This is a genomic window from Agrobacterium sp. GD03872, assembly GCF_029840625.1.
Taxonomy (GTDB): domain Bacteria; phylum Pseudomonadota; class Alphaproteobacteria; order Rhizobiales; family Rhizobiaceae; genus Agrobacterium; species Agrobacterium fabrum_A.
In genome coordinates this window covers 476,937-501,585 of the sequence record NZ_JAOCCY010000001.1, presented here as the reverse complement: position 1 = coordinate 501,585, position 24,649 = coordinate 476,937, and the positions used below count along the sequence as shown (strand labels likewise).

Genomic DNA, 24,649 nt, shown 5'->3' with positions numbered 1-24,649 from the left:
CATAGCCGGAACCTTCCTTCAAAAATTTGGAACCTTCAACGGAGACCAGCCGAATGGTTGACCTGTCCTATCATCATGGCGTCAAGCTCGTCGAAAGCACCGACACCCCGGCAATCGCACGCGTGACCCGCAGCGGCATTACCTTCGTCAACGGCATCGCGCCTGACGCGGACCCTGCCGCCTTTCCTCTCGATTATCCGACCATCGTTCGTTCGTTGACGGCGGCAACTGCGCTCGGCGCGGCGGGAACGCTGCTGCAAGACCTTACCACCATTTTCGATGAAGGCGGCTCTTGGTGCATCGTCAACCGTGTCCCCGACAGTGCTGACCCGGCGACGCTGCAAAACAACCTGATCGGCGACCCGGTGGCGCGGACCGGCATCTATTCCGCGCTGCGCGCAAAGGCCCTGACCGGCTACCAGCCGCGCGTCATCATCACTGCCGGAGATACCGGCGCGTGGATTGAGGACGGCGTGGTTTCGGTGTCGCTGACCTCGCAGGGCGATAACCTGACGGAAGCGCCTGTCGTCACTGCGACGGGCGGCGGCAATGATCCCGGCAAGGTTTTGCCGACGCTGGAGGCCGTAATGGGAACCGGGGCCGACGCTGACAAGGTCGTTTCCGTCAAGGTCGTTGCGCCCGGCAAGAAAATGTCGCAAGCGCCAATCCTGACCTTCACGGGCGGCGGGGCTGATGCTGGCAAGGTGCTGCCGACTGCCACCGCGAATCTCGGCGACGTGGCGAACCCCTTCGTTTCGGCACTCAATGCCGTCACCCCGAAAATCCGCGCCCGCGCCTATATCTCGGGTCCGAACACGACCGACGCCGAAGCCGTGCGCTTCCGCCAGACTGTCAACGGCGGGCGCATCCTCATCATTGATCCGAAGGTGATCAAGAACGTCAACGGCGTGCCGGTGACGAAACCTGTTGCCGCTGTCTTCGCTGGCGTGCGTGCCCGTGTCGTGGCGTCGGCGGAAGGCTTCTCCGGGTCGGTGTCGAACAAGATCATTCGCACCATCGACGGTGTAGCGCGGACGATCTCCTATCCTGATGACAGCAACTACCTGAACGAAAATCAGGTCGCCACGATCATCAATGAGCGTGGCGGTTTCAGGACGTGGGGTAGCCGTCTCGCGATTGATGATCCGCTGTGGCAGTTCGACAGCGTGCGCGCCACCGCCGACATGATCAACGAGTCTCTTGAAGACCTGTATTTCCTCTACGTGGATCGCAAGACCACGAAGGGCAATTTCAAGATGCTCATCGAAGACGGCAACGCCGCAATGCGTGTCTTCACGAGGAACGAGGACATTCTCGGCGGTAGCGTATGGCTGTCCGACCAGAACGACCCGACCTTGATGGTCAACGGCAAGACCTTGCTTGGGGTCGAATTCGAGCCGGTTGGCCTCATGGAGCAAATCCACATCACCACCCACCGCAACATCGTCCGCTATCAGTTGCTGATTGACGAGGTGAACGGGGCAATCGAAATCGGCGCGCTCTCGGTCGCCGCGTAAGGAGCTTTCCACATGTCGCAAAAAACGCTTCCCGCCTACATCCTGCGGAACTGCATGTTGTGGGCGGACCGTCAAAGCAAGCTCGGACAGATCGGCGATATCACGCCGCCGGTTCCCGAAGCCGTCCGCGAGGATGTCCGCAACGCCGGGATGATCAAGGCCCGCAAGGTGCATCTCGGTTACAACGCGCTGGAATTCAGCTTCAAGATGCCGGGCATGGACCCGCAGGTTTTGAAGCTGCACGGCATCAAGATCGGCGAGGAAACGCCGTTCATGATTACCGGCGCGCTGGTGGACGAGGATGGCACCACGCATAGCGCGGTGATGACCATTCGCGGCAGGGTCTTCAAGCCGGATGCCGGGACGTGGAAGGCTGGCGAGCTTTCCGAAAACGACTACGGAGTCGACGTGAACTATTACAAGCTCGAAATCGACGGCGAGCAAATCTACGAGATGGACGATTTTGATTTCAAGGTCGGTGGCGTCTCGCAGTTCGGCGATATCCGAAACGCCTTGCTGCTCTAGCGGCTGGCGCTTCTTCCTTCCCCAAATCCTTCCAATCCGGCCCGCTTTCTGCGGGCCATTTTTTCAGGTGATACCATGGACGAAATTTCTGCAACGCTCGCCAAGCCGGTCGAGCATGACGGCAAGACCTATACCGACCTGACCTTCCGCGAACCGGATGTCGGTGATTTGCTTGTGGCGGACGAGACTACATCCGACCTTGCCAGAATGGTCACGCTGCTGGCCCTCATTTCCGATGTGCCATTGCCCGCCTTCAAGAAAATCAAGGGCAGCGATTTCAAGGCGATCCTCGCCAAGACGAAACCGCTCTTGGGAAACGACCAGAAGACCACGACTGGCGGCTGATCGCCGTCTACGTCGCCAGCACCGCACACACACCGCTCGACGTGATTGAGCGGTGGCCCGCCCGAAAACTCCTGGCTTACTTCCATAAGGCCAAGGAGTTGCGAAAAATCATGAGAGAATGACCATGGGTGTCCAGCAAAGCAGCCTCCGCATCTCGCTTATTGATGATGCGACCGCCACCGCGCGACATATTGGGCGCGCGCTGGATGGCCTGCGGGCGCAATCCGCTTCTGCATTCGCGCCAATGCGCGGTTTGATCGGGCAGGCGGTTGCGCTCGGCGCTGGTTACTTCGGCGTCACGCGCGGTCTGGAAGCAACGGCGGGCGCGGCTATCAGCTTCGAGTCTGCATTCGCGGACGTGAAAAAGGTTGTCGAAGCCAATGAGGAACAGTTTGAAAACATGCGCCGCAGCATCCGGCGCATGTCTGGCGAAATCCCGCTGGCCGCAAATGACATTGCTGCGCTGTTCGCCGCCGCAGGCGAAAGCGGCATTGCGACCGAAGATTTGCAGAGCTTCGCGGAAATGGCCGCGCGCGTCGGCATCGCCTTCGATCTTGGCGCGGCCGAGGCGGGCGAAAGCCTTGCCAAGCTGAAAACGCAGCTTGGTTTGACGGTGGCCGAAACCGGCGACATGGCCGATGCCATCAACCACCTGTCGAACAACATGGCGTCCAAGGCGAAGGACGTGACCGAATTTATGTTGCGGGTCGGCTCCTTCGGTGAAATGGGCGGCTTCGCAAAAGAAGAACTTGCGGCCATGGGTAGCGCCATGATCTCCGCCGGTTCAGATGCCAGCACGGCGGGAACCGCCATGTTGAACGTCATCCGCGCATTGACGAAAGGAGAGTTTGCCAAGAAGTCGCAGAGGGACGCCGCCAAAGCGCTCGGGCTGCATCTGCCGTCCATTGCCAAGGGTATGCAGAAAGACGCGAAAGGCACCATGCGCAAGGTGCTGACGGCGATTGCGAAAGCGCCGAAGGATAAGCAGGTTTCCTTGCTGTCCGAATTCTTCGGCGACGAAGCACGCGCCTTCATGCCGCTGGTTGGCAATATCAAGCTGCTGGATCAAGCCTTGGACAGCGTGGCCGACCGCACGAAATACGCAGGTTCGGCATTTAATGAGTACATCCAGCGCGCCAGCACCACGCAAAACGTTCTGGACCTGCTTGGCAACAAGATTTCCAATGTCTTTTCGGAAATCGGTGACAGCATGTTGCCGACCATCCGCGAGGGCGCGCAGGGCATCGGCGAAGTGCTGGACACGCTCGGCAACCGCGTGACGATCTTCGACCAGATCACGAATTTCACGAAGGGGTTTGCGCAGGGCTTCGGGTATACCGGCGGCATGAAGGAGTTCATGAACGATCTCGGCGACCTGTTGCTTGGTCCTGTCGATCCGAACGCCGCCGACCGCATTGGAGCAATTTTCATGCGGGCGAAGGAATGGGGCGCTTCCATCCGCGAATTGAACGATGCGATTAAGGATAACCCTATCGCCAAGTTTTTTGCGGAAATGTCCGGCTACGGCTTCCAGCTTTTTGCATGGGGCATGGGTATCTCCATGTTGGCGGGAACCATTCGCAAACTGGCGGCGGCGCTGTTTGTATTGTCCGGCGCAAGTACGTTGCTCGGTGCTTTGAAAGCGGTCAAAGGAATCGCCGATATCGTGGATGGGCGGTCCGGCGGAGGTGGAGGAGGCACCCGTGGAGCCGGAAACGGAAATAATGCTAACCCCCGGAAAAACTCCACGACTGCACCATGGTCCGGCGGGTTCCTCAATCTGTTCAACTCCGCGTTTCTGCTTAGCTCGCTGCCGGATGGGCAAGACGAGATGCAGGATTTCATGGAGAGAAACAAAAAGCGGTGGGATGGGTACAACGATTGGTTAGAGAAAAATGTGGGTAGCCCAAGATCGTGGACGCAATCAGATAGCCGTCCTGCGCCAGCTTCGGTTTATTCACAGATGGCCATGGACAACGCCGTCCAAGCCCGCGTCAATGGCGTAGGGGGTGGGTCCACCGATGTGTTGCCCGGAAAAACTGCTGACGATCTCGGCATCAGAACAGTGCGGATCGACGCCTCTTCTATGTCCGAAATGATTAAACCCGCTGGAACACAAGACGTGAGGGTGGTTAATCCTCAAAGGCCAAATGTAACTATCCACGCGCCGATAAGCATTACCGGCGTGGCGGACCCGCAGGCGGCAGCATCGCAGGCGGTACGTGAGTTGGAAGGTGAACTGTCGAAGCTAGAAGGCACGTTTAGCGACTAGCTTCAGTTGCGCTGTGCGGTCAATCCAAACAGGCTTATAAGACCTGCCGCAACAAACGACAGGATAAGCGCTCCTACAATTGTCACCGCAATTTGGCGGGGTGCCATTTTGAGCGCTCCGCCGATCACGCCCGCCAGAGCGATATTAACCACTATCGACAGCAGGGTGTTATTGATTGCCAGTGCAATGAATATCGCGCTCGTGGCCAATGCCGAGACAGTAACAACGACTGCGCCACGCCATCCTTCGGTGCCAGAACTGCGCGCGCCCCAAGCGCCCCCGATTGCAGCTGCCAAAATGAATAAAATTAGAAGTTCGTTTTCGCTCATTTCGCCCCCTGCTTCGCGCAATGAAAAACAGATGACGCCTGTGTTGTCGAGTCATCTTCGGAAAGTGAGATTAGAATGACCGGCGTAACGTCAATGATGCTCGGGGGCTTCGCCTTCGAGGGCTTGGGCTTTGGATATCAGGGCGTGAAGCGCAAGGTGAACACGCCTTGGGTGGATATGCCTGTTGGTCAAACCCTCAATCAGCAGCAATGGACCGGCCCCACGTCCGACGAAGTGACAATCTCGGGGGTGCTTTTCCCCGAAGAGTTCGGCGGGCAATCGCAGCTTGACGGAATTATTGCTGCGTCAATGGCTGGAACCGAAATGATGCTTGTGACCGGCGATGCCGCGCAGGGCGTCATACAAGGAATGTTTACGGTCCAAAGCGTCGAAGAGGATCGAAGCTACATTAACCGCCGGGGCGAGGCAGGGCGCAACGCCTATTCTATCACACTCAAACGCTCCGGTTCTGGCACGCTGCCAAGTGCGGGCGGTCTTGTGGATCGGGCTGCATCCTTCCTGTCCGAACTTTTCCGGTGACTACATGGCAACAATTTACATCACGCGGCAGGGCGAGACCGTTGATCTCGTCTGCCTCGCTTTTTATGGGCGCACGGCCAAGGTGGTAGAAGCTGTGATTGATGCCAATCCCGGCCTTGCCGCGCTCGGGCCTGTCCTTCCGCTCGGCACGAAAATTACCATGCCGGACATTCCCTCCACCAGCACGGCCAAGCCGTTGACCAGCCTTTGGGACTGACCATGAAACCGCGCGTGGAAGTAAGTATCGACGGCGTGCCAGTGGCAGGCCATTTCTATGAGCGTTTGCTTTCTCTTACCGTCACTGACGAAGAGGGGATGAAATCCGACACGGTGGATATCGAACTGAATGATGGCCCGCCGAACTTTCTGGCAATCCCGCGTAAGGGTGCAATCATCTCGGTCAAGATGGGCTTCGGTGATGATCTCGTGCCGAAAGGTGTCTTCACCGCAGACAAAGTCAATGTCGATTGCCTGCCCTATAAAATGTCGATCTCGGGCAAGGCTGCGGACCTTCGCAGCGGAAAGCTGAAGGAGCGGCAGGAAAGGTCATGGGATAAATCGAAGCTCGGCGATATCTTGTCTCAGATCGCCAGCGAAAGCGGGTTAACCCCTGCCGTTGATGATGACCTTGCGGACTTTGAATATGACTGGCTGGCGCAACAGGACGAAAGCAACATCAATTTCCTGCGGCGGCTGGCGGAGCGGCATAACGGCCTGTTCGCGGTCAAGCAAAGGCGACTGATCTTCACGCGGCTTGGGTCCGGGTTGTCTGCATCCGGCGCGCCGCTCGGCTCGATCATCCTGACGCCTGAGAAAATCAAGGTCGGAAGCCTGAAAGTCGAAATCAACGACCGCACGAAATACAGCAAGGTCGTGGCGTACTATCAGGATTCCGATAAGGCGGAGCGCGTGGAAATAGACGCGGACGCGGATGCGGACGGCGATAGCGTTTATCGTTTGCCGGAACCCTATGCATCGCCCGCCGAAGCCGACAAGGCCGCGCAGGCGAAGGCCAAGGAATTGCAGCGTGGCGAAGGCTCGGTGTCTGTGACCGTGATCGGTGACGCGGGAATAGATGCGGGCTTGCCGCTGCTCTTCGCCGATATCCGTCCCGGCGTGGACGGCGTGCCTTACATCATCAAGACGGCCAAAACCGCATACACGAAAACCGGCGGTCTTGAAGTGGCGGTTTCGGGCAGGCTCTACGATGGCAAATCCGCGACAGAAAAATCGGCCGGCACGGAAAGCGGCGGCTCTAACGCCACCCCGGACGCCTCGAAAGCAACCGGCAAGGTTGCGCCCAACAGTGCGCCCGGAACCCCGGCCACGCCTTCCTCATTCCTGACGCCGCGCCGCTTCGGACGGACGGACGAAAACTAGGGCGCGGCCCTACCACTCTTCCCCAAAATCTTTAGGAGATATTTATGTCCGTTGTGACAACGTCACCGCGTGGGCGTGCCTTTATGGACGCTCATGAAGGAAACCCCCTTACCTGCTATCTTGATCCGGTCCGCATCCCCACTATCGGGCGGGGCTTCACCATGCGGAGCCGGTCTGTTCGGCGTGAGCTGGAAAAGATTGGCATTACAAAATTGGTGCCGGGTAAAACGAAACTCACGTCCAGCCAATCGGAGTCCATCTTCGCGGCGGTGCTTCGGGATGAATTCGAGCCTGCGGTGGTCGCCAAGTCGCCGGATGCGCGCAAGCAGCACGAAATGGATGCGGCGGTGTCCGCGATATTCAATCTCGGCACTGGCGCCATGGATTGGCAGTGGGCGAAATTTTGGCGCGCCGGAAAGCAAAAGCAGGCGGCGGACTATCTCGCCACCCACTACAATACGGCTGGGGGCAAGAAGCTGCCCGGCCTCGTTCGCAGGCGCAAGGAAGAAGCCCTTTTGTTCGAAAAGGGAATCTACACTGGCGTCGGTGAAGGCGTGCCGCGCTCCGCCCAAGAGACTGCACCGAAGCAGCCCGATCCGGTGGTTAAGGAAGCGCAGGCTATCCTCTCGGCGAAAGGCTTTAATCCCGGCGCTATCGACGGCTGGATGGGGGAAAAGACTGCTGCCGCAGTCAAGGCATATCAGTCTGCGCACCCGCACCTTGTTGCCGATGGCATCATTGGTCCCGCCACCTTGTCGCAGTTGCGTCGTGACGCTGTGGCCACGAAAGAAGCGGTGCAGGGCGGCGCAGGCTCGCTCTTTGGTTCCGGCTTTGCTGCATGGTCGCTCGGTTTGCCCTGGGGGTGGATCGCGTTGCTTACTGCGGCGGTCGTCCTCGGCGTCATCGCCTACCGCAAGCGCGATGTCATCTCTCGGCGGGTCAATAGTTTGCTGGGTCGCGAGGTCGCGGTTTGATGACGAAAATCGGACTTTTCCTTTTGCTCGGGCTGGCGGCGGTGTCTCTCATCGGCGCGGGCATCCTCTTCATCGACCGGAATGCGACCTATCGCGCGGTCATCAAAACTGAAAGGCAGAATAATGCGGCAGGGGATCGGGCGGACAGCGCTCGTCATCGTTTTGACGATTGCGCTGGCGGGGTGTGGGATTTCGGGGCCGGGCGATGTATCGGGCCTGCGCCGGGTGGTCGGAATTGACCTGATCGGCGCGCGGGGCGCAACGCAGGAAGATCAACGGAAAATTGACCGGACGGTTGCGGGCCTTTGTGGTGGCGACGTTTGGAACCGGGACGAATGCGCCCGTCATGGAAAAGGTCGCTGACATGCCGGAAAAGTACACCTCTTTCATCGAACTGATGAATGCGTGGGTTGGTGGTGCATTCACCACTATCATCGCCTCTTTGCTCGGTCGCTTCATGTGGCACGGCAATGAGGCGCGGAAAGGTCGCCGCAAGTTCTTCGGCATTGAACTGTTTTGGGAACTGCCCGTCGCGCTCGGCATGGCGGTCATCGGCGAAAGTGCCGCCGCCTATGCCGATCTCGGTCAGCCTGCATCAACCGGATTGATTGCGCTTCTGGCCTACCTCGGGCCGCGTGGTGTCGAAGCGCTCTTCCATAAATGGTTTGACCGACGCATGGCCGGTTGACGCATAAAAAAAGCCCGCAACGCGGGCTTTTCCATCTCTATGAAACTTCGTTACGCAGCAATGAGTTCGTAAGGCTCGTTGTTGTTCTCGACTTTACGGATCGAGATTGTCTGCGTTTCCGCAGTAGGAATGCTGCGCTTGGACAGTTCTTCAATCGCCACTTCCTGCAAGCCAAGCTTTTCGATGGCAAGGCGGCGGATCAACGTCTCAGACGGGCTGTCGATTTCGACTTCGCCGCGTTCCCAACGGCCAATCGACTGCTTGTCTCGGTGAACGAGACCAGACAATTCGGACTGTGTCAGGCCCATTTCGGTACGCAGAAAGCGCAATTCATCACCGCTGATGCCCTTCGGGTGATTGACGATGCCCGTAGCAATGACGTGATGAAGCTCGTTCACAGCGGGAACGATGATTACCTCATCGCCGTCATCGTCGGTCTGGACCTCGATTCCGCTGATGAACACGTTCATCAAGCCGCATTCTGTGTAGTGATGCTCAACAACACTCATTTTCATTCTCCAATTATCGAGCCGTCCCTGCGCTCGAATTCATCAATCCACATGACCGTTACAATCTTCATGTAACAGCCGACGTGGTTGGGTATAACAACAACGCCTATGGCTCGGCTCCCGCTATTCGGAGTTTTGCACTCGACGCGATAGCGGAAGAATCCTTGCCTAGTCGCCGGGACCGCCTGTTCGTAGACGAACCCGTATTTCAAAGCGTACAATACGTCAGACGCGATAAGGTTGCGCTCTGTAAGTCGCTCTTTGGCATGTAGTTTGTAGGCGATGGTGAATTTCGGGTCTCGGGCTATTGCCCTCAGTTTGTCGGTTGCCACATTAGGCAGCCAAGGATCATTACTCTTCACACATCCTCCGACCGGTCTAGACCGCTGTAAGTATCATGGTGATACCTATCTAGTGATGAATGGTCAATTAACAAGGGCGTTAGTGGACCATGAAATTTTGTAAGGGGCTGATTTCGATAGCCATATTTTTGATGCCTTCCCAGCGATACGTTATTTTTCCCTATCAAAAAAGCCGCTCGGTTCGCGCCGGGCGGCTTTTTGCGTTTGTGATGCTCTGCTATGATGGGCTTAGGGGTAGCGCTTACGACCCTTTTCGAAAGCGGAGCAGATGAGTGGTTTTGAAATTTGCCCTCTTACTATCCTATGGGGCGACTTCGCGACCCTCGAGACCGTGACAGACTTGGCGCGATGCCTGCTCGAAAAGTGGCCGGGCAACACGACGACCGACGCTTATGTGACCGCACTAATGGTCTGTTCCGCCGTTCTCGAAAACGGCTTGGATGACAGACCAGAGGATGCGCGCGCTGCCTTTATCGATGCCGCCCATGAAGCGCTCCTGTCAGTATCGCCAGATGATGACGATCTGGATTTCTAGCTGCTATTTTTCTTCGTCGGACCTCCGCACTATCCGGCCTCCATGCCGCAACCGCACGATGCCGTTTATATTGTGCTTGTAGACCTGATAGGCGGCATTCGCCGCCATGATGTTGCCAGCGCCAGCAAGTTCCGTGCATCGAAAGCCGTCGCTCGTAATTTCATCGACGGTAAAAGGAAATTTGGCGTCAAAAAACGGCACCTTTCTGGGGTCGGGCAAATCCACCACATGTTGCTCCTGACCGACTTCGCAGAAATAGACGCTCTCCCGGCCATATACCCATGCGGTGATGGTTCGCCAGTCGAGCTTTCCTTTTGCCTTGTAACAAACCTGCCATTCATTCTGGTAACAAATCAGCATCGGCCAGCTAAGTGGCTTCCTGATTGTTGTTTGAATCTCGGTTGATTTTAGAAGCAGCGCGGGCATCTTTGTCTCATTCCCGTTCGGCGCTCGGCTTCCATCCGCGTGTATATCCCCGGCCCATGGCTGCGACGGCGATGGATAGCTGATTTTGCAGATGGTGGATTTCGTCCAGCAGTGTTTCCACGGCAGCAACCGCGTTGCCGTCATGGCATTGGATCACATAGGCCGCGATATCATCCGGCTGTTTAGTTGCGTTCGGGCGCACGTTTCCAATCTCCTTTTTCAGAGCGGTAACCATCCAGTCTTGTCATTCCAAAATCATTGAGTTCGTGCTAGAGCACTACTCAGGCAGGCAGGCGTCCGGTTGGCGCGCTGACACAAATCCCCGGTGGAAACGAAGAAACAATTTCCGGGTGGAAACATGAGATGGTTCGACTCCATCCTGCCGCCGGTCAATCAGTCTGGCATCAAGTCGGCGATCTGCCCGTGCGAGACCAGCAAGCGTGGATTTGCCATGCTGCCGCTTTCCTCGTCCACGGTGACCGAGTATGCCGCAACGCCTATGTGACGGGGTGCCATGGCGCTCGCCATTTTTTCGGCGGATGCTGCGCTGGTGGCGGGCCTCATATCGCCCGGCACGATGCCGCCGCGCCCCTTTTTGAACTGCACTACAATGATCTTTTCCGCGTCAGACATGTCTCTTGCTCTCTCGTTTGTTCTATAAATGTTCTCATTTCAAGGGAGAGTCAAGCGCTTGGACACTTCTGGAAAAAACGTAACGTTTGTGTGGAAAGACGGTGTGTCCAACAAAATCACAAGCCGCTGATTTCTATCAAAATCAGCGGCCCGGCTTGGGGTACCATTTCCAAAAGCGCATTGATTTCTCTAGGCTTTGCCCCGCACGTGCCAGTGAATTTTCTAATGACCACACGCCGCCGGCAAGCTCACGAAACTTTGCTTGCGCGCTCCCGAGTATTACCGGGCTTTCATTTGCCAGATGCGGCGGACTCGATTAGACGAATCCCGTTACACCCCGTGAGGACCGGCGACTTAATTTCGCCATCACGCCCGCCTTTTTGAAAGCCCGTCCGGGATATCTGCTTCTTCGCGAAGTTTGAGGAAAACAACATGGCCAATGCGACCACCGCCGACAATAGCCGCACGCTCGCCGCTCTCGGCGTCACGGCGGGAATGATCTTCACCGTCGGCTCCGCCCTCGGTTTCCAGCACATTGGCGGTTATACGCCCTGCGCGCTGTGCCTGCTGCAGCGCGATCCCTATTATTACGCCATTCCGCTGGGCATATTGGCCATTGCGACCAGCATCTTCAAATTGCCGGTCCAGATCACCCAGCTGCTGCTTGCCCTTATCGGCGTGGCGATGCTGATCGGCGCCGGGCTCGGCGTTTATCATGCCGGTGTGGAATGGGGTTTCTGGGAAGGGCCGATCACCTGCGCCACCGGCGCGCCTTCCATCACCACCAATGCCGGCGATCTCCTGGGCAATCTGAACGCCATCAAGGCGCCTTCCTGCAACGACGCCGCCTTGCGGGTGCTCGGCCTTTCCTTCGCGGGCTGGAATGTCATCGCAAGCGTTGCACTTGCGGCAGTCGCCTTTTTTGGCGCGAGCCGTAAAAGCCGGTAAGCGGAAAACCGCGTTGCAGTCCTCAAAAGATCAGGGCTGCAGTTCGGTATCCCAGTAAAGATAGTCCATCCAGCTTTCGTGCAGATAATTGGGCGGGAACAGCCGCCCGTTATTGTGCAGATCCTGAACCGTCGGCTGGAAGGGCTTCTGCGCCGGGAACATGCCCGCCTGCTTGGGAAGCTTGCTGCCTTTTTTAAGGTTGCAGGGAGAGCACGCCGCAACGACATTGTGCCAGGTGGTTTCACCGCCATGCGCGCGGGGAATCACATGGTCGAAGGTCAATTCGTCCCGCGTGCCGCAATACTGGCATTCGAACTTGTCCCGAAGGAAAACGTTGAATCGTGTAAAGGCGGGGTTGCGGGTGGGCTGCACATAGGTCTTGAGGCTGACGACGCTCGGCAGCCGCATGGAAAAGCTGGGGGAGGACACCGCGTGATCATATTCTGCAATGATGTTCACACGGTCTAGAAAGACGGCCTTGATCGCGTCCTGCCAGGACCATAACGACAAGGGATAATAACTCAGTGGCCTGTAGTCTGCGTTCAGAACGAGCGCCGGCAGGGCCTGTGGTGAAACTGCAATCGTCAAGGGCTTCTCCTGAGCGATTCGGCATCTGCACTTGTATATTAGGTCCGTTGTTACAGGATTGTGAAGCCTATAAATGCAGCGGCGAAGAGCTTAATTTTTAAGCCCCGGAAAGGCCGTTTTCGCACTCCTGACGATCGGAGCGGCGAGGCAGCGCCTTCGCCATGTGAGATATTCGGCCGATATCGCAGGAAGGCGATTCGGGCCTTCGGCAAACACAGAAATCTTCTCACGACGGACGTAATATCGGTGGTATGATTGTCGCTGACGGGACAACCGAAAAACCAATGCACGCCTGCCGTGGCAAATATACGGCGGCGGCGGCATCCATCATTCCGTCAATGGAGGAAATGGCCATGATGTTGCGCAGTCGGCAAGTGGCCGCATTGCGGGGCAGTCTGGTGGCCGGCGCCCTGACCGTCATCATCGGCCTGGCTGCGGTTGCCCATGCCCAGCAGTACCAGAATTTCGAGGTGACGCCGGATGGCCGCGGCGGCGCGCAGGGAACGATCGGCGGGCGCAATTTCGAGATTGACCGCAATTACGACCGGCCGCCGTCAGGCCGCACCTCACCCGAGACCCGGCGCGAACTCAGGCGGGCCGTTCCGCAGCAGACCTGCATTGTCGACACAGAGGGCCGAACGCGCTGCAAGTGAGCGTGAGAGCGTTTTCCGGCTTTTTCAAACGCGCCGTAACAAAATTAGATTTCGTTAAAATGCAATCTATCGACTTAAACGGCACGCAATGAAGGGCCGTTATGGTGCCAGGCACAAGACAAGGCAATTGTGCAGGGGCAAGGACATGGCGAATAAAACGATCCGTCTGGCAAGGATTTTTGCCGCCGCTGCCGGCATGGCGGCGAGCATGGTGACAACGGCCTCGGCCATCCAGCCCGGTGGTCTGGCCCAGAGGCCGGGCGCAACGCGGCCCGGCCAGTTCATGACAACGAGCCGCCCGACCATTGCGCCCATCGCCTTTGCGAAATTCTGCGAGGGCGCCGCCGACCAATGCATCCGGATCGGCGATCGCGATACGGTGGAGCTGACCAGGCAGAAGCGCGCCGAACTCCAAGGCATCAATGCCGAGATCAACACGTCGATAAATTATGTCAGCGAGCAGGACGGCGAAGACGACTGGAAGTTGAACCCGGCAAGCGGCGACTGCGAGGATTTTGCGGTGACCAAACGGCAGCGCCTTCTGCGGGCCGGCTGGCCTTCGGGCGCATTGCGCATTGCGACGGCCCGCACCTCGGATGGCATCGGTCACGCCGTTCTGGTCGTCAGCACCAGCCAGGGCGATCTGGTGCTGGATAACCGCACCAATGTCGTCAAGCCATGGAAAGCGGTGGATCTGAAATGGATCAAGATCCAGTCGCACGAGGATCCGCGCGTCTGGCTGAAGCTCTAGTTTCGGACAGCGGGCATTCGGCCGCCGATTTAAAGCGGCGTATCTTTCGAACATCAAAGAGGGTATTCTACCCCGAAAATTGACGCGTTCCGCCATGCAAAAGCCGCCGCCGGCTGCCTTGCCCAGCCCGGCTTCCACGGGTGACCGGACATCGCGTCCACGCGGCCCTGGCGGGGGTGCGGCAGCCGCTTTTAACGCCCTTGACCTTGTGCGGGAGAGGCAGTATCGGCAGCTATGCCCAAGGTGCTCAACTGGATTCGCGGTCGTAAACAGCCAGCCTCCCGCGACGACCGGAGGCGGCGCAGAATAGACCTTGGCGACAAGCCGGCCTCCTTTCCCATTTATGCCATTGGTGACGTACATGGCAGCCTCGACCTGCTTTTGCAGGCGGAGCGCAAGATCCTTGCGGATCTGGGGCCCGAACCCTCCCCCGCGCTGGTCGTTCTCCTCGGCGACTATGTGGATCGCGGGCGCGATTCCCGCGGCGTCCTCGAACACCTGTTGCAACCGCCGCCGGCGCCGCTGCGCCGTATCGCGCTTTGCGGCAACCATGAGCAGCTCTTCCACGATTTTCTCGAAAATCCGCAGGAGAACATGCACTGGCTGGATTTTGGCGGCCGGCAGACGCTTTTATCCTACGGGGTCGATATCGACTACTTCCTGAACAAGGGGCGCCTGAGACTGCAGCCTTTCAGGGATGCCCTGCTCGGCGCGGTTCCGCAGAACCACCGCCAGCTCTTGGCCAGCCTGCCCATCTACGCCCGGATTGGACGTTATATTTTCGTGCATGCCGGCTTGAGACCGGGATTGCCGCTGGAGGCGCAGACCGACGAAGACATGCTCTGGATCCGCGAGCCGTTTCTTTCGCAAGGGGCCGGGCTGGACCTTTTCGTCATCCATGGCCACACGCCGGTGGAGGAACCGGAAACCGGCCCGCAGCGGGTCGGTATCGACACCGGCGCCTTCACGACGGGCAGGCTTACCATTCTCAGGCTTTCCGATCAGGGATTGCACCTGATCGGCTGAGGCGCTTTGGCTTAAGCCTCAGGCCGTGCAGTCCGCAGCAGGGCTAACGGTTTTCGCAGGACTGCCGGCCATTCAGAATATCGCCAAGCACCGTCATCTGCCGGCGGTTCCATTCAATGGCGTCCTCAAACGCCCTGTTTCCCAGGTCCTGCCGCTGGTCGCTGCTGGAGGCCAGCCACAAGATGGCGTCAGCGAAAGCCTGATGATTACCGTCTTCCACAATGACCACGCCGCGCTGGTATCGTTCCGAAAGCCCCCTCGCGCCGGTGCGGGTGCTGATCGTGGCAACACCCGCAGCCAGCGCATCCAGCAATTTTATATTGATGCCTGTTCCAAGCGTGATGGGATTGATGGAGAGCGGCGCACGCGTGAAGGCGTCCTTCAGATTGTCGACGCGGCCGAGTTTGAGAATGCCCTCCCCATCCTCGATCCTGCCGCAGATGCCGCCCGCGAGAACCAGGCGAATATCCGGCCGCGCCGTCCTGACCAATGGCATGATGTTCTGGAGGAACCCCTTCAGGGAAATGACGTTGGCGTCATTTCCGGAGCCAAGGAACAGAAAGTCGCTCGCGGTGAAATCCTCCACCCTTCCGCCAAGATCGAGGATATGACTGACCGTCGCGACGACCGGCGGCTCCGGCCCCAGCAGCTGCCGAAACGTCTGTTCCTCTTCATCCTGAATGGCGACAACCACATCCGCACGGCGAAGAGCCCGGCGCTCCACGGCCGGCGGCACCGAAAACCAGTATCCATATTTGTTCGCGGTGTTGATGAACGCCCTATGCCGATCGGCGAAGGAATCATGGGTGTCGAGAATGCGCAGCACATCATTCGGCAAACCGAGAAACGCCCTTGAATGGAAGGCGTATTCCACAATGACGGCATCGATACCAAGCCGACGCTGAATATCCTGAACCTGGCGGCCGATTGCGGGATAATAGAACTCGTCGAGGTGATTATAAAAACCGCTGTCGCGGCCGAGAAGGCGGTGGACCTTTCGAACGGCCCGGAATGCGGTCAAGCCGATGTCGAAACCCAGATCGCCGGGAAGCCGGGTGCTGACGCTGCCTTCCCGCCGGGAAACGAGGTGCAGGTGACCCGATCCGAATTCGGCCTCGTGGCCCGCCCTGTCGAACTCGGCGTCAATCGTGCCATCCACAAAGAGGAAGTGCACCTCGTGACCGAGGCTGCGCACGGCGCGCGTCAGCTGGAGTATTCTGCTCCGCGCGCCCTCATTGGCAGGAACGACAGGAAAGGCCGAGACGAAAGCGACTTTCATGAACGAACTCAGGCCTGTGCCGGGAAGGTCTCGAACACCTGAAAATTGCTCTTGGACATTGCAAGGATATCCGGCAGCTTTTTCCCGACACGTTCACGAATCTCGTCGGATTGATCGATGAATTCCACCAAAGCCTTCTTTATCCCGTCCTGGGTATGGAATGCGGCCGGGGAAAGCAGATTGGCTGCAGACAGGCCAAAATGTCGATACAGCCCTTCAAACTTACCCTGATAGGCGATGCATATCGCCGGAACGCCCTTGCCCAGCGCGGCAATTGCAAGATGCATGCGCCCGCTGACGAGGCCATCAAGCTGCCCTGCGACCCCTTTCAAGACAGGCGCGGACCATTTTCCATCGAGATAGCGAACCCTGTCCGTTCCGGCTGCGGACACACCTTCGGTTATGGCTTTGAGATAGGCCTGGTCGCCCACATTTTCCCGGTAGTCATGCGGGATGAGCAGCCAGCATACGGGCCGCGCATCGGTTGCAAATTGCAATGCTTCCGCCGCGTGCCTGATGACTGCCTCGGTCTGCGCCCGGTCGGCGTTCTTGAACAGCATCGGATGCAGGTTGAAACCCATGACCCTGTATCCATCGGCCCGCTTTCGCGCGATCCACGAACGCGTGTCCTCGTCGGGCTCGGATGGAACGAGACTAAACGCGGAATCGGAGACGAGCGCCGCATTGGTCTTCGCGAAGGATTGCAGGCGCTCAAGCGAGATCACGTCGCGCACCTTGAGCGAGCATTCCGGATGAAGGGAGCGATAGAACATGGCCAGGGGCGCGTGCGGCGTCTCATTGAAACTGAAACCGAGGATGACGTTCCTGATTCCGGCAGCGGCGGCGAGATCCGCGCTTGCAAGAAGCTTTGCGCTGACCAGCGGGTGATAATATCCATCCATGACATCGGCGCCGACGACGACCACGCAGTCGTATTTTCTTGTCTGAAACTGCTGGGCCAGGGCCTTTATGAAGTCCGGCTTGCCGAAGATATCGACGGGAACAAAACCCCTCTGGTAAGCGGCGTCGGCATAAGCCATGCCATCGACAAGAATATCGATCTCGACATCGGGATTGCTCGCACGGGCGTGTTGCAGCGTCGCAGTGATCATCGCATCATCGCCCAGCGAACCGAAAAGGGTTATGGGGTCACCGGCCACGATCAAAAGCCGGCTCAATCGGCCGCCGGCGGCAACGGGTTTCATGCCTGCCTTCAACGCCTGCAGATCGTCAAAGAGCTGCCGGAACGCTATATCCCTGTTGCGCCGCTCGATATATTTCACCGCTCTCTCGCGCAGCGGTGCCGGCAGTATTTTTTTTATCAGCTTGCGCATTTGCTTTCCTTTCGGGAAGTGATTTTGCCCATGACGAGCGCGATGGCGGAACGGGCCTCGTTCCTTGCGGTCAGGAGCAGAAGCAGGAGATAGGCTGCGCCGAAAATGGCCCCGAGCAGGATGCCGGATATGAAATCGCCGGCTCCCAGCAACTTGACTTCGGGGCGCATCCATTGAACGAGCAGGAAGCACAATCCGCTGGAGGCGAAGCCCGGCAGGAGCAGCAGGACGATGCGCCACAGCCCGATGCCGAGTTCGCGTGCGACGAAGAAAAATGTGAAGGGTGTGGAGGTCAGCTGTCCAAACGCATAGACAATGACGATCTCCCTGATGCTGTCTGTCGGCACGAGCAGGATCAGCAGAATGGTGGAAACCGCCTTGACGCTTCCGGCAATCAGCACCTTGTTCGGCTTGCCGCGCGCGGAAAGAAACGGCGCGTTCTGAAACTGGACGCATTGCAGCGCGCCGAGAAGAAGCAGCGGTTGCGCCACCCCGTCGGCGCCCTGCCATCGTGCACCGAACAATACGTTGCAGATTTCCGGCGCCAATGCCGCGGCCAGTACGAAGACCGGCGTCGAGAAGATCGCCGACATGGTGATCGACTGCTTGTAGAGCGCCGCCATTCGCTCCCGCTCGTGCGATATGCGCGAAAGCACCGTCAGCGAGACGTCATAGAGCGCCGCCTGAAGCAATTGCATGAGGAGCTGATAGAGCCTGCTGCCGACGGTGTAGAGGCCGAAGAGCGCGACGCCGTAGCGCCCCAGGATCATGAAATCGATCAGGCGCGTGGCGCCGAAATCCAGCATACGAAGGCCCAGAGCCGACGATCCGAAGCGGAGCAATTCGACAAAGCTGCGGGGATTGAGCGTGGTGCCCGGAAGCCAGTGCGGTTTTCGCCAGAGCCAGATCAGCGTGACGATGGTTGCGACATAGGTCTGAACCACGAGGCTCCAGACACCGAGGCCCATGACCGCAAAAGCGATCGCCACGCCGCCGCCGACGATGTTCGATATGAAGGTTCTGATTGCGAGCGGCTTGAAAGCCAGCGCGCGACGATAATTCACCTCCTGAAACAGCGAAGCCGTGTTCAGCGGCAGCAAGATGCAGATCGCCACGATGATCGGCGCCAGCCCTTCGACCTCGAACCAGCGCTCCAGTTCCGGCGAAAACACACAGACCGCGATGGCAAGCATCGTCGCAACGGTAACCGAAGCATAGAAGGGCAGGTTGACGTCGCTTGGTTCCAGATTGCGCTTCTGCACGATCGCGTCCCCGAAGCCAAATTCGGACAGCATCTGGATCAGCATCAGCACCAGCCCGGCTGTTGCAACCATGCCGTAATCGGTGGGACTGAGGAAACGGGCAAGGACGATGAAGAGAATGGAGGTGAAAAGCTTGCCGCCCCAGTTCTGGACGATGGACCAGAAAACGCCGGTGATGGCAGCGCTGCCGATCGAATGGTGCTCCGCCATCAATCCACCGCCTGAAAAGCCGGTCGGCACGATGCGGCGACCGCAACGGCCGAGCCATGATCGATGCCCGGCATGGGGAAACGGACTGCACCAAATTTGCTTTCAACCATGTGCTTTTCCTTGGAAGAAACGCTTGCAACGGACATCGTCCCTTGCCCGTCTATGATGCGCGTAAGGTTCGGCCTTCCCTGCTTTTTGCCAGCACGTCCTCGTACAGTCTCACATAATTCTCGCCGACCCGGCGCGACGTGGATTCCTCCACGATATTTCCGAAATCGGCCTCCGTCGGCAGCTCTTCGCGCGAGAGCGTCAGAACCCGGCGGATGCGGGCGGCGAGGTCTCCGGCATTGCCCGGTTCGAACAGCCAGTCGTGATTGGTCTCGCCGATCAGCTCCGGAATGCCGCCGGAGGCGGCGCCGATGACCGGCACGCCCATGGCATAGGCCTCGTAGATCGTGCGTGGCGAAGGCTCGGCCCAGAAGGAGGGAACGATGAGCACATCGATTTCCTCGAAAAACTCCTTCGGTTTTGCCCAGCCGACGAACTCGATCGGCAGATCGCCGGCCTGGGCCGTGAAACGCTCGATGGAATCATCCATCGCGTGGCCGGCGACCAGACAGCGCCAGTTGCCGTGGCCGATTTCCTTGAAGGCATCGACCATGTTGCCGACACCCTTTTCGGTGTTGATGCGGCCGATATAACCGAAGGTCAGCGGTCGGCCGGAACGGTCGATCCGCCGGCGTGCGACAGGGTCGCCCTCCGGCACCGTGCAGGAATAAAAGATGACGCGGCGCAGGCTTTCCGGAATATGATGGAACAGCCCGTGATTGACGTGTGTCTTGAGGATTTCGGTGCCGACGCTTGCGACCGCGCCGATATAACGCTGGGTGAATTTCTTGGTGAAATTCACCACCTGACAGCCGAGATGGATGTGCTCGCAGGGTTTTCCGCCCTTGAACATGGCGGCGTTGCCGCACAGAAGATCGTATTCGCAGATCGTGTGGACGATCGGTATGCCGCGCTTGTGCGCCGCCCGCCACACCAGCGTCGTCACATCCAGCAGCGAATGGGTGTTGAGGACATCCGGCCTGAAATCGTCGAGAACGGCCTCGAACTCCTTTTCGACGTCGAAATTCCATTGCTGCTTGAGCTTTTGCATGCGTCGCTGCTGCGGCGAATATTGCGGCCAGTCCTCGAGCCAGAAATCGTTATTATGAAACATGCGGTAGACGGAAACGCCGTTGCGCTCCGTTTTCGGCTCGGCCTGCCGCTCGATGCAGGCAGCGCCGACCGTGTGCCCCATGGAAACGAGTTCCTCGGCGAGATGTTCGACCGAGCGTTCGCATCCACCAACGATATGCGGCGGATAAAGGCTGCTAAGATGGAGAATTCTCATGCGGATACGCTCTGTTTTCCTTCATCGAAAATCTATGGCGTCCATCCCGGGGCTCGTTTGTCTCCCTCAACGCTCGGAGACCTGTGAGACATGTACAAAAATACAAGAGCCGGAGCGGATCTAATGTTTGAAAATATGAATTACCAAAATCTACTTTTCAAAAAGCACGGGAATTGACGGCATTTCAAGTGATTTTTTTCGCGGCGCGGCAAAAGCCATGCGGTGTTGCGAAAAGAACCGGTCTCGTGTTACGTTTTCCGCACATAAAGACAGGCGGACGGAAGCCACGGGTTCCGTTTTATCTGACGATCATATTCCAGTTGATAATATTTATTTCATTTCAGAGACATGGATTTTAGGGCGACCGTAGATACCAAAATTCCAGGACATTCCGATCTCGATATGCTGACAGGCTTCATCGCCATTTGAACGGCGGCGTCCCGATGGTGGCGTCCGTCTTGTACTTTCTCCGGACGTGCCGGGAGGCGCAGATGAATGGAAAACAGCCGATCGCCATGGCCAGCCTGACGCGGCGCAACCTGCTTTCAGCCGCCCCGCTTGCATTGGTCGCCGCCTCCGGTTTGCGCGCCGCTCCCGCACGGGCGCAGGCGGTTGCTTCCGCCGGGACCGAAGCCTTTCTGGACAGTGTGGGAGTATGCGGTCACTTTACCCGCCCGACAGGCGTCTACCCGGAACAATTCGACCGGATCGTGCCCGAGCTCGAAGCGCTCGGCATACGGCATCTGCGCGATGACGGGCTTATCACCGCGAGAGACACGCGTGACAGCCCCGTCTTTCAGCGGCTGCGCCGGCTTGTGGCGGCTGGCCTTCGCCTCACTATCATCTGTTACGACAATCTCAATCCCTACGTCTCCACGCCGCTCGACAGGCTTGCGGATTTCTACGACTGGTGTGACGGCGGCATCGATGTTTTCGAGGGTAGCAATGAACCGAACCTGACGAAGGATCCCCAAAATGCCCCACGCATTTCGGCGGAGCATCAGGCGGCGCTGCACGACGCCGTCAGCTCGATTCCACGCTTGAGCGCGGTGCCCGTTGCCGCGCCAAGCTACGTCCTGACGAACAGGCCACTGGCGCTGGACCTGACAAATGTCTGCGATTTCGGCAATATCCACCCCTATGCCGGGATGGAACATCCCGAAACGACCGGTCCGGGGGCACTTTCGAAATCCGTCGCCGCTTCGGCGCATATAGCCGCCGGCAGGCCGGTGCTCGCCACGGAAATGGGCTATCATACCTCGCTGCAGACGAAGACCTTCCACTTTCCCGTCACCGAAGGCATCAAGGCGCGTTACATGCCGCGCATGCTGCTCTGGTGTTTCATCAGCGGCATCCGTCGCTCCTATATTTATGAATTGGTTTCGAGTTTCGCCGCCGATGAGACAAATCCGGAATCCTCCTTCGGCCTCCTGCGCCACGATCTAAGCCGCACCCCCGCTTACGGGGCCGTTCGCGCCCTTCTCTCCCTCTGCAAGGCGGAACGGCAGACCGGACCGGAGGAACGGCGGATCGATTTTCTCACTGCCGATTCCGAAAGGCTGTCCCTGCATCTGGTGAGGCCGGACGGCGCTCTGCTCGTGCCGGTCTGGCTTGGCATTTCCGGCTGGCAATGGCCGGCCCGGATCGAAAACCCGCCGGCCGAGCGCCCGGTCGCTTTTTCCGTCACTGGCCCGCATAGCCAGGTCGTCGCCCATCGCTTGCGCGACGACGGTTCGGTGAGCCAGCAGACAATCGCACAGGAAGGCGGACAATACCGGCTTTCCGTCAGTGACCAGCTCACGGTTCTGGAAGTTTTCTGAAGGGCGGAAGGCGAAATATTGCCGTCGCCAAATTTTGTATATCGCGTCGGTTTATTGCGTGATAGCCTGCTTAAATAGCGAATATTCGCCTGCCGATGCAGGCACAATATAATACTAAATATATCTTTTTATAGATTGACGATGATGAAAAACTTTAAGAAGGCGCCCGCTGCCGGGGCGCAGCGTCTCGATCTCGTTCAGGTGATGCGCGCGGTAGCGGCAATCATGATTGTTGCGCTGCACGCGGACGTGAACTGGAAGTTCTCGCTTTTTCCGCTCCACCTCTTGCGGCTGGGCGGCGGCGTGGACCTGTTTTTCGTCATTTCCGGCTTCGTCATCGTTTATGCGTCCCGGCCCTATTTCGCGGCGACAGGCGGCCGCTCGGCCTTTCTGCTCCGCCGGTTTCTCCGCATCGTTCCGCTTTACTGGTTTGTGCTGACCCTCAGGCTTGCGATGGCCGCCATAGCGACCCTTATCGGCGCAAAAGCCTTTCCGCCGCTGCAGTCGATCCTGACCTCCTATTTCTTCATCCCTTATGACAGCATGGGTTACGGCGACGCCTATCCGTTTCCCCTCATCGATCTCGGCTGGACGCTGAACTACGAAATGTTTTTTTATATCGTTTTTGCGGTGTTCATCTTCCTGCCGCTGGAGCGCGCCGTTCTGACGACGGCCGGTGTGCTGTTTACCGCCGTCATGGTCGGCTCCGCCTTCGATCTCGGCCTGCCCTTCAGTTTCTGGTTCCAGCCGATCATTCTCGAATTCGTCGCGGGGATGTTCCTCGCAGTGCTGTTCCTGCGGGGCGTGCGCCTGCCGCCGCTGCTCGGAATTGCAACGGCCCTGTGCGGCCTGGCGATCTGGATGCTGACGGATCTGAGCAGCATCGGATTCCAGTGCAATCCCGGATGCTATTCCTTTTCACGGCTGCTCGTTTTCGGCGGCGGCGCGATCCTGCTGATGGCGGCGGCGACTTTGACCAGCAACATCTCTCTGCCCCGTTTTGCACAGCCGCTGGCGAAACTCGGCGATTCATCCTATGCGCTTTATCTGCTGCATCCGTTTATTTTCCGGGGCTTCAAGACCGTGCTCGGCGACGTCACATTCCCGCCGGAGTGGAGCAATCTCGTCTATCTCGTCATCGTCGTCTGCACCGTCGCCATAGCTCACGCCTTCCACGTCCTTGTCGAAACACCGGCCAATCTCTGGCTACGCGACCGGTTGATATCGTCGCCACGAAAAGTCGCCGTATCATGAACAGGGCAGGACAGGCGCGGGCGGGCTGTTAACAATAGCTGAGGGTTTCCGCCACGGTTTTATTTTAACGCTTGATCCTTTGCTTGCGCTGTGCGATTTAAAAAGAAATTTTAGATGTTGGATAACCGTATCCAGCGTGGATGTATTTAAAGTCGTATTTAAAAGATTTGGAGAGTTGGATGCCCCGCATTCGTAACGGCTCGATGCTCGCTGGTGCGATGTTTATCGCCGGCATGGGTCTCTTTTCCGCTGTCGCCAACGCACAGACCGTGGAAACCGCACCGCTGGCCGCACCGCAGCAGACACCCACGGTAGAAAGCATAGCGACAGGCGCACCCGTCAAGGCTGCCGATGAAACCACCGCCGCATTTCTGACCCGCGTTAATGCCGCCAATCCCGACACGGTTTCCATCACCGCCGCGGAACTGTTCAAACAGGCTCCGACGCCGGGAACGATCAGGGATCTTGTCACCATCGCTTCCAGCGCGGATGCGGCAACGGCCGACGTAACCGCAAAAGTGACGAGCGGGTTTCCGATCATCGCCGTCTCCACCAGCGCGGCGCAGTTCTCCGAACAGCTTTCCGCCCTCATCCTGAGTGACTCCGGCCAATTGCCCACCATCGTCGCCCTCGCCCAGAAGGTCGGCAACAAGGACTTCTCCGAAGTCGTCGGCGAAGGCCTGGCGCTTGCCCATGCCACCGCGATGCGCAATGGCAACACGATACTCGCAGCCGCCATCCAGTTGCAGACAAAAGGCGCCAGCGTACCTTCCGATCTCCTCATCGCCTTCAGCGAGAATATCGAGGGAACGGCAGCCGGCCCGGCTGCACCCGCCGCTGCAGCAGCGGCGGCCTCCCCGATCGGCGGCGCCGGTTCTTCGCCGGCCAGCGCCAACAGCATCGGCGGTTCGGGAACCGCAGGCGCCGCGGGCGGCACTGCACAGGCGGGCGGCGGAAGCCCACCGGCTGGCCGCGGCAGATCGCTTTCAACCGGCAGCACCAGCACGCCGATCAGCACTAGTCCCGTTTGAGTTTGGCTTCATCGCCTTCCCCGAGGGGAAGGCTGCCGCCAGTTCTGTGATGCAACCGTGAC

The 24,649-nt window shown here is 58.5% G+C and carries 28 protein-coding genes; 18 read left to right on the top strand and 10 right to left on the bottom strand.

Going from position 1 to position 24,649, the window contains the following annotated elements:
• Positions 1-53 precede the first annotated feature (53 nt).
• The 4 genes from N5D22_RS02320 (at position 54) to N5D22_RS02305 (ending at position 4,659) form a co-directional block, all read left to right on the top strand.
• Positions 54-1,517, top strand: coding sequence for a phage tail sheath subtilisin-like domain-containing protein (locus N5D22_RS02320; protein WP_279656061.1), 1,464 nt, complete (start codon positions 54-56; stop codon positions 1,515-1,517).
• Positions 1,518-1,529: 12 nt separating this feature from the next.
• The gene (locus tag N5D22_RS02315; protein ID WP_003513741.1) at positions 1,530-2,042 is read left to right on the top strand and encodes a phage major tail tube protein; all 513 of its coding nucleotides are present in this window, start codon (positions 1,530-1,532) and stop codon (positions 2,040-2,042) included.
• Positions 2,043-2,117: 75 nt separating this feature from the next.
• On the top strand, positions 2,118-2,387 hold the full coding sequence (locus N5D22_RS02310) for a phage tail assembly protein (protein ID WP_080816012.1): 270 nt from the start codon (positions 2,118-2,120) through the stop codon (positions 2,385-2,387).
• 124 nt (positions 2,388-2,511) lie between these two features.
• Positions 2,512-4,659, top strand: a complete 2,148-nt coding sequence (locus N5D22_RS02305) for a phage tail tape measure protein (protein ID WP_279656062.1) — start codon at positions 2,512-2,514, stop codon at positions 4,657-4,659.
• Between the two features lie 2 nt (positions 4,660-4,661).
• Here N5D22_RS02305 and N5D22_RS02300 read toward each other — a convergent pair whose 3' ends face one another.
• Complete coding sequence (locus N5D22_RS02300) at positions 4,662-4,988, bottom strand: hypothetical protein (protein WP_279656063.1); 327 nt, start codon at positions 4,986-4,988, stop codon at positions 4,662-4,664.
• Between the two features lie 75 nt (positions 4,989-5,063).
• Between N5D22_RS02300 and N5D22_RS02295 the strand changes: the two genes are divergently transcribed.
• From N5D22_RS02295 to N5D22_RS02270, 6 genes are all read left to right on the top strand, one after another.
• Positions 5,064-5,528 carry a phage tail protein gene (locus N5D22_RS02295; protein WP_080810740.1) on the top strand — a complete coding sequence of 155 codons (465 nt, stop codon included), beginning with the start codon at positions 5,064-5,066 and terminating at the stop codon, positions 5,526-5,528.
• Between the two features lie 4 nt (positions 5,529-5,532).
• Positions 5,533-5,745, top strand: coding sequence for a tail protein X (locus N5D22_RS02290; protein ID WP_279656064.1), 213 nt, complete (start codon positions 5,533-5,535; stop codon positions 5,743-5,745).
• A gap of 2 nt (positions 5,746-5,747) precedes the next feature.
• Complete coding sequence (locus N5D22_RS02285; RefSeq protein ID WP_279656065.1) at positions 5,748-6,908, top strand: contractile injection system protein, VgrG/Pvc8 family; 1,161 nt, start codon at positions 5,748-5,750, stop codon at positions 6,906-6,908.
• A gap of 44 nt (positions 6,909-6,952) precedes the next feature.
• Positions 6,953-7,882, top strand: a complete 930-nt coding sequence (locus tag N5D22_RS02280) for a peptidoglycan-binding protein (protein ID WP_279656066.1) — start codon at positions 6,953-6,955, stop codon at positions 7,880-7,882.
• Between the two features lie 123 nt (positions 7,883-8,005).
• Positions 8,006-8,245 (top strand): hypothetical protein, encoded by a 240-nt coding sequence (locus tag N5D22_RS02275; protein ID WP_269698779.1) that lies wholly within the window; start codon positions 8,006-8,008, stop codon positions 8,243-8,245.
• A 1-nt stretch (position 8,246) separates the two neighbouring features.
• Complete coding sequence (locus N5D22_RS02270; protein ID WP_010970912.1) at positions 8,247-8,570, top strand: phage holin family protein; 324 nt, start codon at positions 8,247-8,249, stop codon at positions 8,568-8,570.
• A 50-nt stretch (positions 8,571-8,620) separates the two neighbouring features.
• Here the strand turns inward: N5D22_RS02270 and N5D22_RS02265 are convergent, their stop codons facing one another.
• Entirely contained in the window at positions 8,621-9,079 is a 459-nt protein-coding gene (locus tag N5D22_RS02265) for a helix-turn-helix transcriptional regulator (RefSeq protein WP_010970913.1), read from the bottom strand.
• A gap of 630 nt (positions 9,080-9,709) precedes the next feature.
• Here N5D22_RS02265 and N5D22_RS02260 point away from each other — a divergent pair.
• Complete coding sequence (locus N5D22_RS02260; RefSeq protein WP_279656068.1) at positions 9,710-9,976, top strand: DUF982 domain-containing protein; 267 nt, start codon at positions 9,710-9,712, stop codon at positions 9,974-9,976.
• A 3-nt stretch (positions 9,977-9,979) separates the two neighbouring features.
• Here the strand turns inward: N5D22_RS02260 and N5D22_RS02255 are convergent, their stop codons facing one another.
• From N5D22_RS02255 to N5D22_RS02245, 3 genes are all read right to left on the bottom strand, one after another.
• Positions 9,980-10,402 (bottom strand): hypothetical protein, encoded by a 423-nt coding sequence (locus tag N5D22_RS02255; RefSeq protein ID WP_279656069.1) that lies wholly within the window; start codon positions 10,400-10,402, stop codon positions 9,980-9,982.
• Positions 10,403-10,409: 7 nt separating this feature from the next.
• The gene (locus N5D22_RS02250) at positions 10,410-10,637 is read right to left on the bottom strand and encodes a hypothetical protein (RefSeq protein WP_279656070.1); all 228 of its coding nucleotides are present in this window, start codon (positions 10,635-10,637) and stop codon (positions 10,410-10,412) included.
• Between the two features lie 158 nt (positions 10,638-10,795).
• Complete coding sequence (locus N5D22_RS02245; RefSeq protein WP_207590303.1) at positions 10,796-11,035, bottom strand: hypothetical protein; 240 nt, start codon at positions 11,033-11,035, stop codon at positions 10,796-10,798.
• A gap of 432 nt (positions 11,036-11,467) precedes the next feature.
• On the opposite strand from N5D22_RS02245, the gene N5D22_RS02240 reads away from it, so the two are divergent.
• Positions 11,468-11,983 carry a disulfide bond formation protein B gene (locus tag N5D22_RS02240; RefSeq protein WP_279656071.1) on the top strand — a complete coding sequence of 172 codons (516 nt, stop codon included), beginning with the start codon at positions 11,468-11,470 and terminating at the stop codon, positions 11,981-11,983.
• A gap of 30 nt (positions 11,984-12,013) precedes the next feature.
• Here N5D22_RS02240 and N5D22_RS02235 read toward each other — a convergent pair whose 3' ends face one another.
• Positions 12,014-12,571, bottom strand: coding sequence for an HNH endonuclease (locus N5D22_RS02235; protein WP_003585610.1), 558 nt, complete (start codon positions 12,569-12,571; stop codon positions 12,014-12,016).
• 353 nt (positions 12,572-12,924) lie between these two features.
• Between N5D22_RS02235 and N5D22_RS02230 the strand changes: the two genes are divergently transcribed.
• The 3 genes from N5D22_RS02230 to N5D22_RS02220 all read left to right on the top strand — a co-directional run bounded on the left by N5D22_RS02230 (position 12,925) and on the right by N5D22_RS02220 (position 15,001).
• Positions 12,925-13,224: a hypothetical protein gene (locus N5D22_RS02230; protein WP_279659032.1), complete on the top strand. Its 300-nt coding sequence runs from the start codon at positions 12,925-12,927 to the stop codon at positions 13,222-13,224.
• Positions 13,225-13,369: 145 nt separating this feature from the next.
• On the top strand, positions 13,370-13,975 hold the full coding sequence (locus N5D22_RS02225) for a transglutaminase-like cysteine peptidase (RefSeq protein ID WP_279656073.1): 606 nt from the start codon (positions 13,370-13,372) through the stop codon (positions 13,973-13,975).
• A 234-nt stretch (positions 13,976-14,209) separates the two neighbouring features.
• A complete protein-coding gene (locus N5D22_RS02220; protein WP_279656074.1) occupies positions 14,210-15,001 on the top strand; it encodes a metallophosphoesterase family protein in 792 nt (263 codons plus the stop codon).
• A 43-nt stretch (positions 15,002-15,044) separates the two neighbouring features.
• Here N5D22_RS02220 and N5D22_RS02215 read toward each other — a convergent pair whose 3' ends face one another.
• From N5D22_RS02215 to N5D22_RS02200, 4 genes are all read right to left on the bottom strand, one after another.
• The gene (locus N5D22_RS02215; protein ID WP_279656075.1) at positions 15,045-16,280 is read right to left on the bottom strand and encodes a glycosyltransferase family 4 protein; all 1,236 of its coding nucleotides are present in this window, start codon (positions 16,278-16,280) and stop codon (positions 15,045-15,047) included.
• A gap of 8 nt (positions 16,281-16,288) precedes the next feature.
• A complete protein-coding gene (locus tag N5D22_RS02210) occupies positions 16,289-17,614 on the bottom strand; it encodes a polysaccharide pyruvyl transferase family protein (RefSeq protein WP_279656118.1) in 1,326 nt (441 codons plus the stop codon).
• On the bottom strand, positions 17,602-19,086 hold the full coding sequence (locus N5D22_RS02205; protein ID WP_279656076.1) for a lipopolysaccharide biosynthesis protein: 1,485 nt from the start codon (positions 19,084-19,086) through the stop codon (positions 17,602-17,604). The genes N5D22_RS02210 and N5D22_RS02205 overlap by 13 nt, the downstream gene beginning before the upstream one ends.
• A gap of 160 nt (positions 19,087-19,246) precedes the next feature.
• Positions 19,247-20,482 (bottom strand): glycosyltransferase family 4 protein, encoded by a 1,236-nt coding sequence (locus tag N5D22_RS02200; protein WP_279656077.1) that lies wholly within the window; start codon positions 20,480-20,482, stop codon positions 19,247-19,249.
• A gap of 491 nt (positions 20,483-20,973) precedes the next feature.
• Here N5D22_RS02200 and N5D22_RS02195 point away from each other — a divergent pair, with 491 nt between their 5' ends.
• From N5D22_RS02195 to N5D22_RS02185, 3 genes are all read left to right on the top strand, one after another.
• The gene (locus N5D22_RS02195; protein ID WP_279656078.1) at positions 20,974-22,302 is read left to right on the top strand and encodes a hypothetical protein; all 1,329 of its coding nucleotides are present in this window, start codon (positions 20,974-20,976) and stop codon (positions 22,300-22,302) included.
• Positions 22,303-22,443: 141 nt separating this feature from the next.
• On the top strand, positions 22,444-23,556 hold the full coding sequence (locus N5D22_RS02190; protein ID WP_279656079.1) for an acyltransferase: 1,113 nt from the start codon (positions 22,444-22,446) through the stop codon (positions 23,554-23,556).
• 179 nt (positions 23,557-23,735) lie between these two features.
• Positions 23,736-24,587, top strand: a complete 852-nt coding sequence (locus N5D22_RS02185; protein ID WP_279656080.1) for a hypothetical protein — start codon at positions 23,736-23,738, stop codon at positions 24,585-24,587.
• Positions 24,588-24,649 lie beyond the last annotated feature (62 nt).

Coding starts and splice junctions, on each gene's coding strand:
- N5D22_RS02320 (WP_279656061.1), top strand. CDS start 54: ATGGTTGACCTGTCCTATCATCATGGCGTCAAGCTCGTCGAAAGCACC.
- N5D22_RS02315 (WP_003513741.1), top strand. CDS start 1,530: ATGTCGCAAAAAACGCTTCCCGCCTACATCCTGCGGAACTGCATGTTG.
- N5D22_RS02310 (WP_080816012.1), top strand. CDS start 2,118: ATGGACGAAATTTCTGCAACGCTCGCCAAGCCGGTCGAGCATGACGGC.
- N5D22_RS02305 (WP_279656062.1), top strand. CDS start 2,512: ATGGGTGTCCAGCAAAGCAGCCTCCGCATCTCGCTTATTGATGATGCG.
- N5D22_RS02300 (WP_279656063.1), bottom strand. CDS start 4,988: ATGAGCGAAAACGAACTTCTAATTTTATTCATTTTGGCAGCTGCAATC.
- N5D22_RS02295 (WP_080810740.1), top strand. CDS start 5,064: ATGACCGGCGTAACGTCAATGATGCTCGGGGGCTTCGCCTTCGAGGGC.
- N5D22_RS02290 (WP_279656064.1), top strand. CDS start 5,533: ATGGCAACAATTTACATCACGCGGCAGGGCGAGACCGTTGATCTCGTC.
- N5D22_RS02285 (WP_279656065.1), top strand. CDS start 5,748: ATGAAACCGCGCGTGGAAGTAAGTATCGACGGCGTGCCAGTGGCAGGC.
- N5D22_RS02280 (WP_279656066.1), top strand. CDS start 6,953: ATGTCCGTTGTGACAACGTCACCGCGTGGGCGTGCCTTTATGGACGCT.
- N5D22_RS02275 (WP_269698779.1), top strand. CDS start 8,006: ATGCGGCAGGGGATCGGGCGGACAGCGCTCGTCATCGTTTTGACGATT.
- N5D22_RS02270 (WP_010970912.1), top strand. CDS start 8,247: ATGCCGGAAAAGTACACCTCTTTCATCGAACTGATGAATGCGTGGGTT.
- N5D22_RS02265 (WP_010970913.1), bottom strand. CDS start 9,079: ATGAGTGTTGTTGAGCATCACTACACAGAATGCGGCTTGATGAACGTG.
- N5D22_RS02260 (WP_279656068.1), top strand. CDS start 9,710: ATGAGTGGTTTTGAAATTTGCCCTCTTACTATCCTATGGGGCGACTTC.
- N5D22_RS02255 (WP_279656069.1), bottom strand. CDS start 10,402: ATGCCCGCGCTGCTTCTAAAATCAACCGAGATTCAAACAACAATCAGG.
- N5D22_RS02250 (WP_279656070.1), bottom strand. CDS start 10,637: ATGGTTACCGCTCTGAAAAAGGAGATTGGAAACGTGCGCCCGAACGCA.
- N5D22_RS02245 (WP_207590303.1), bottom strand. CDS start 11,035: ATGTCTGACGCGGAAAAGATCATTGTAGTGCAGTTCAAAAAGGGGCGC.
- N5D22_RS02240 (WP_279656071.1), top strand. CDS start 11,468: ATGGCCAATGCGACCACCGCCGACAATAGCCGCACGCTCGCCGCTCTC.
- N5D22_RS02230 (WP_279659032.1), top strand. CDS start 12,925: ATGATGTTGCGCAGTCGGCAAGTGGCCGCATTGCGGGGCAGTCTGGTG.
- N5D22_RS02225 (WP_279656073.1), top strand. CDS start 13,370: ATGGCGAATAAAACGATCCGTCTGGCAAGGATTTTTGCCGCCGCTGCC.
- N5D22_RS02220 (WP_279656074.1), top strand. CDS start 14,210: ATGCCCAAGGTGCTCAACTGGATTCGCGGTCGTAAACAGCCAGCCTCC.
- N5D22_RS02215 (WP_279656075.1), bottom strand. CDS start 16,280: ATGAAAGTCGCTTTCGTCTCGGCCTTTCCTGTCGTTCCTGCCAATGAG.
- N5D22_RS02210 (WP_279656118.1), bottom strand. CDS start 17,614: ATGCGCAAGCTGATAAAAAAAATACTGCCGGCACCGCTGCGCGAGAGA.
- N5D22_RS02205 (WP_279656076.1), bottom strand. CDS start 19,086: ATGGCGGAGCACCATTCGATCGGCAGCGCTGCCATCACCGGCGTTTTC.
- N5D22_RS02200 (WP_279656077.1), bottom strand. CDS start 20,482: ATGAGAATTCTCCATCTTAGCAGCCTTTATCCGCCGCATATCGTTGGT.
- N5D22_RS02195 (WP_279656078.1), top strand. CDS start 20,974: ATGAATGGAAAACAGCCGATCGCCATGGCCAGCCTGACGCGGCGCAAC.
- N5D22_RS02190 (WP_279656079.1), top strand. CDS start 22,444: ATGATGAAAAACTTTAAGAAGGCGCCCGCTGCCGGGGCGCAGCGTCTC.
- N5D22_RS02185 (WP_279656080.1), top strand. CDS start 23,736: ATGCCCCGCATTCGTAACGGCTCGATGCTCGCTGGTGCGATGTTTATC.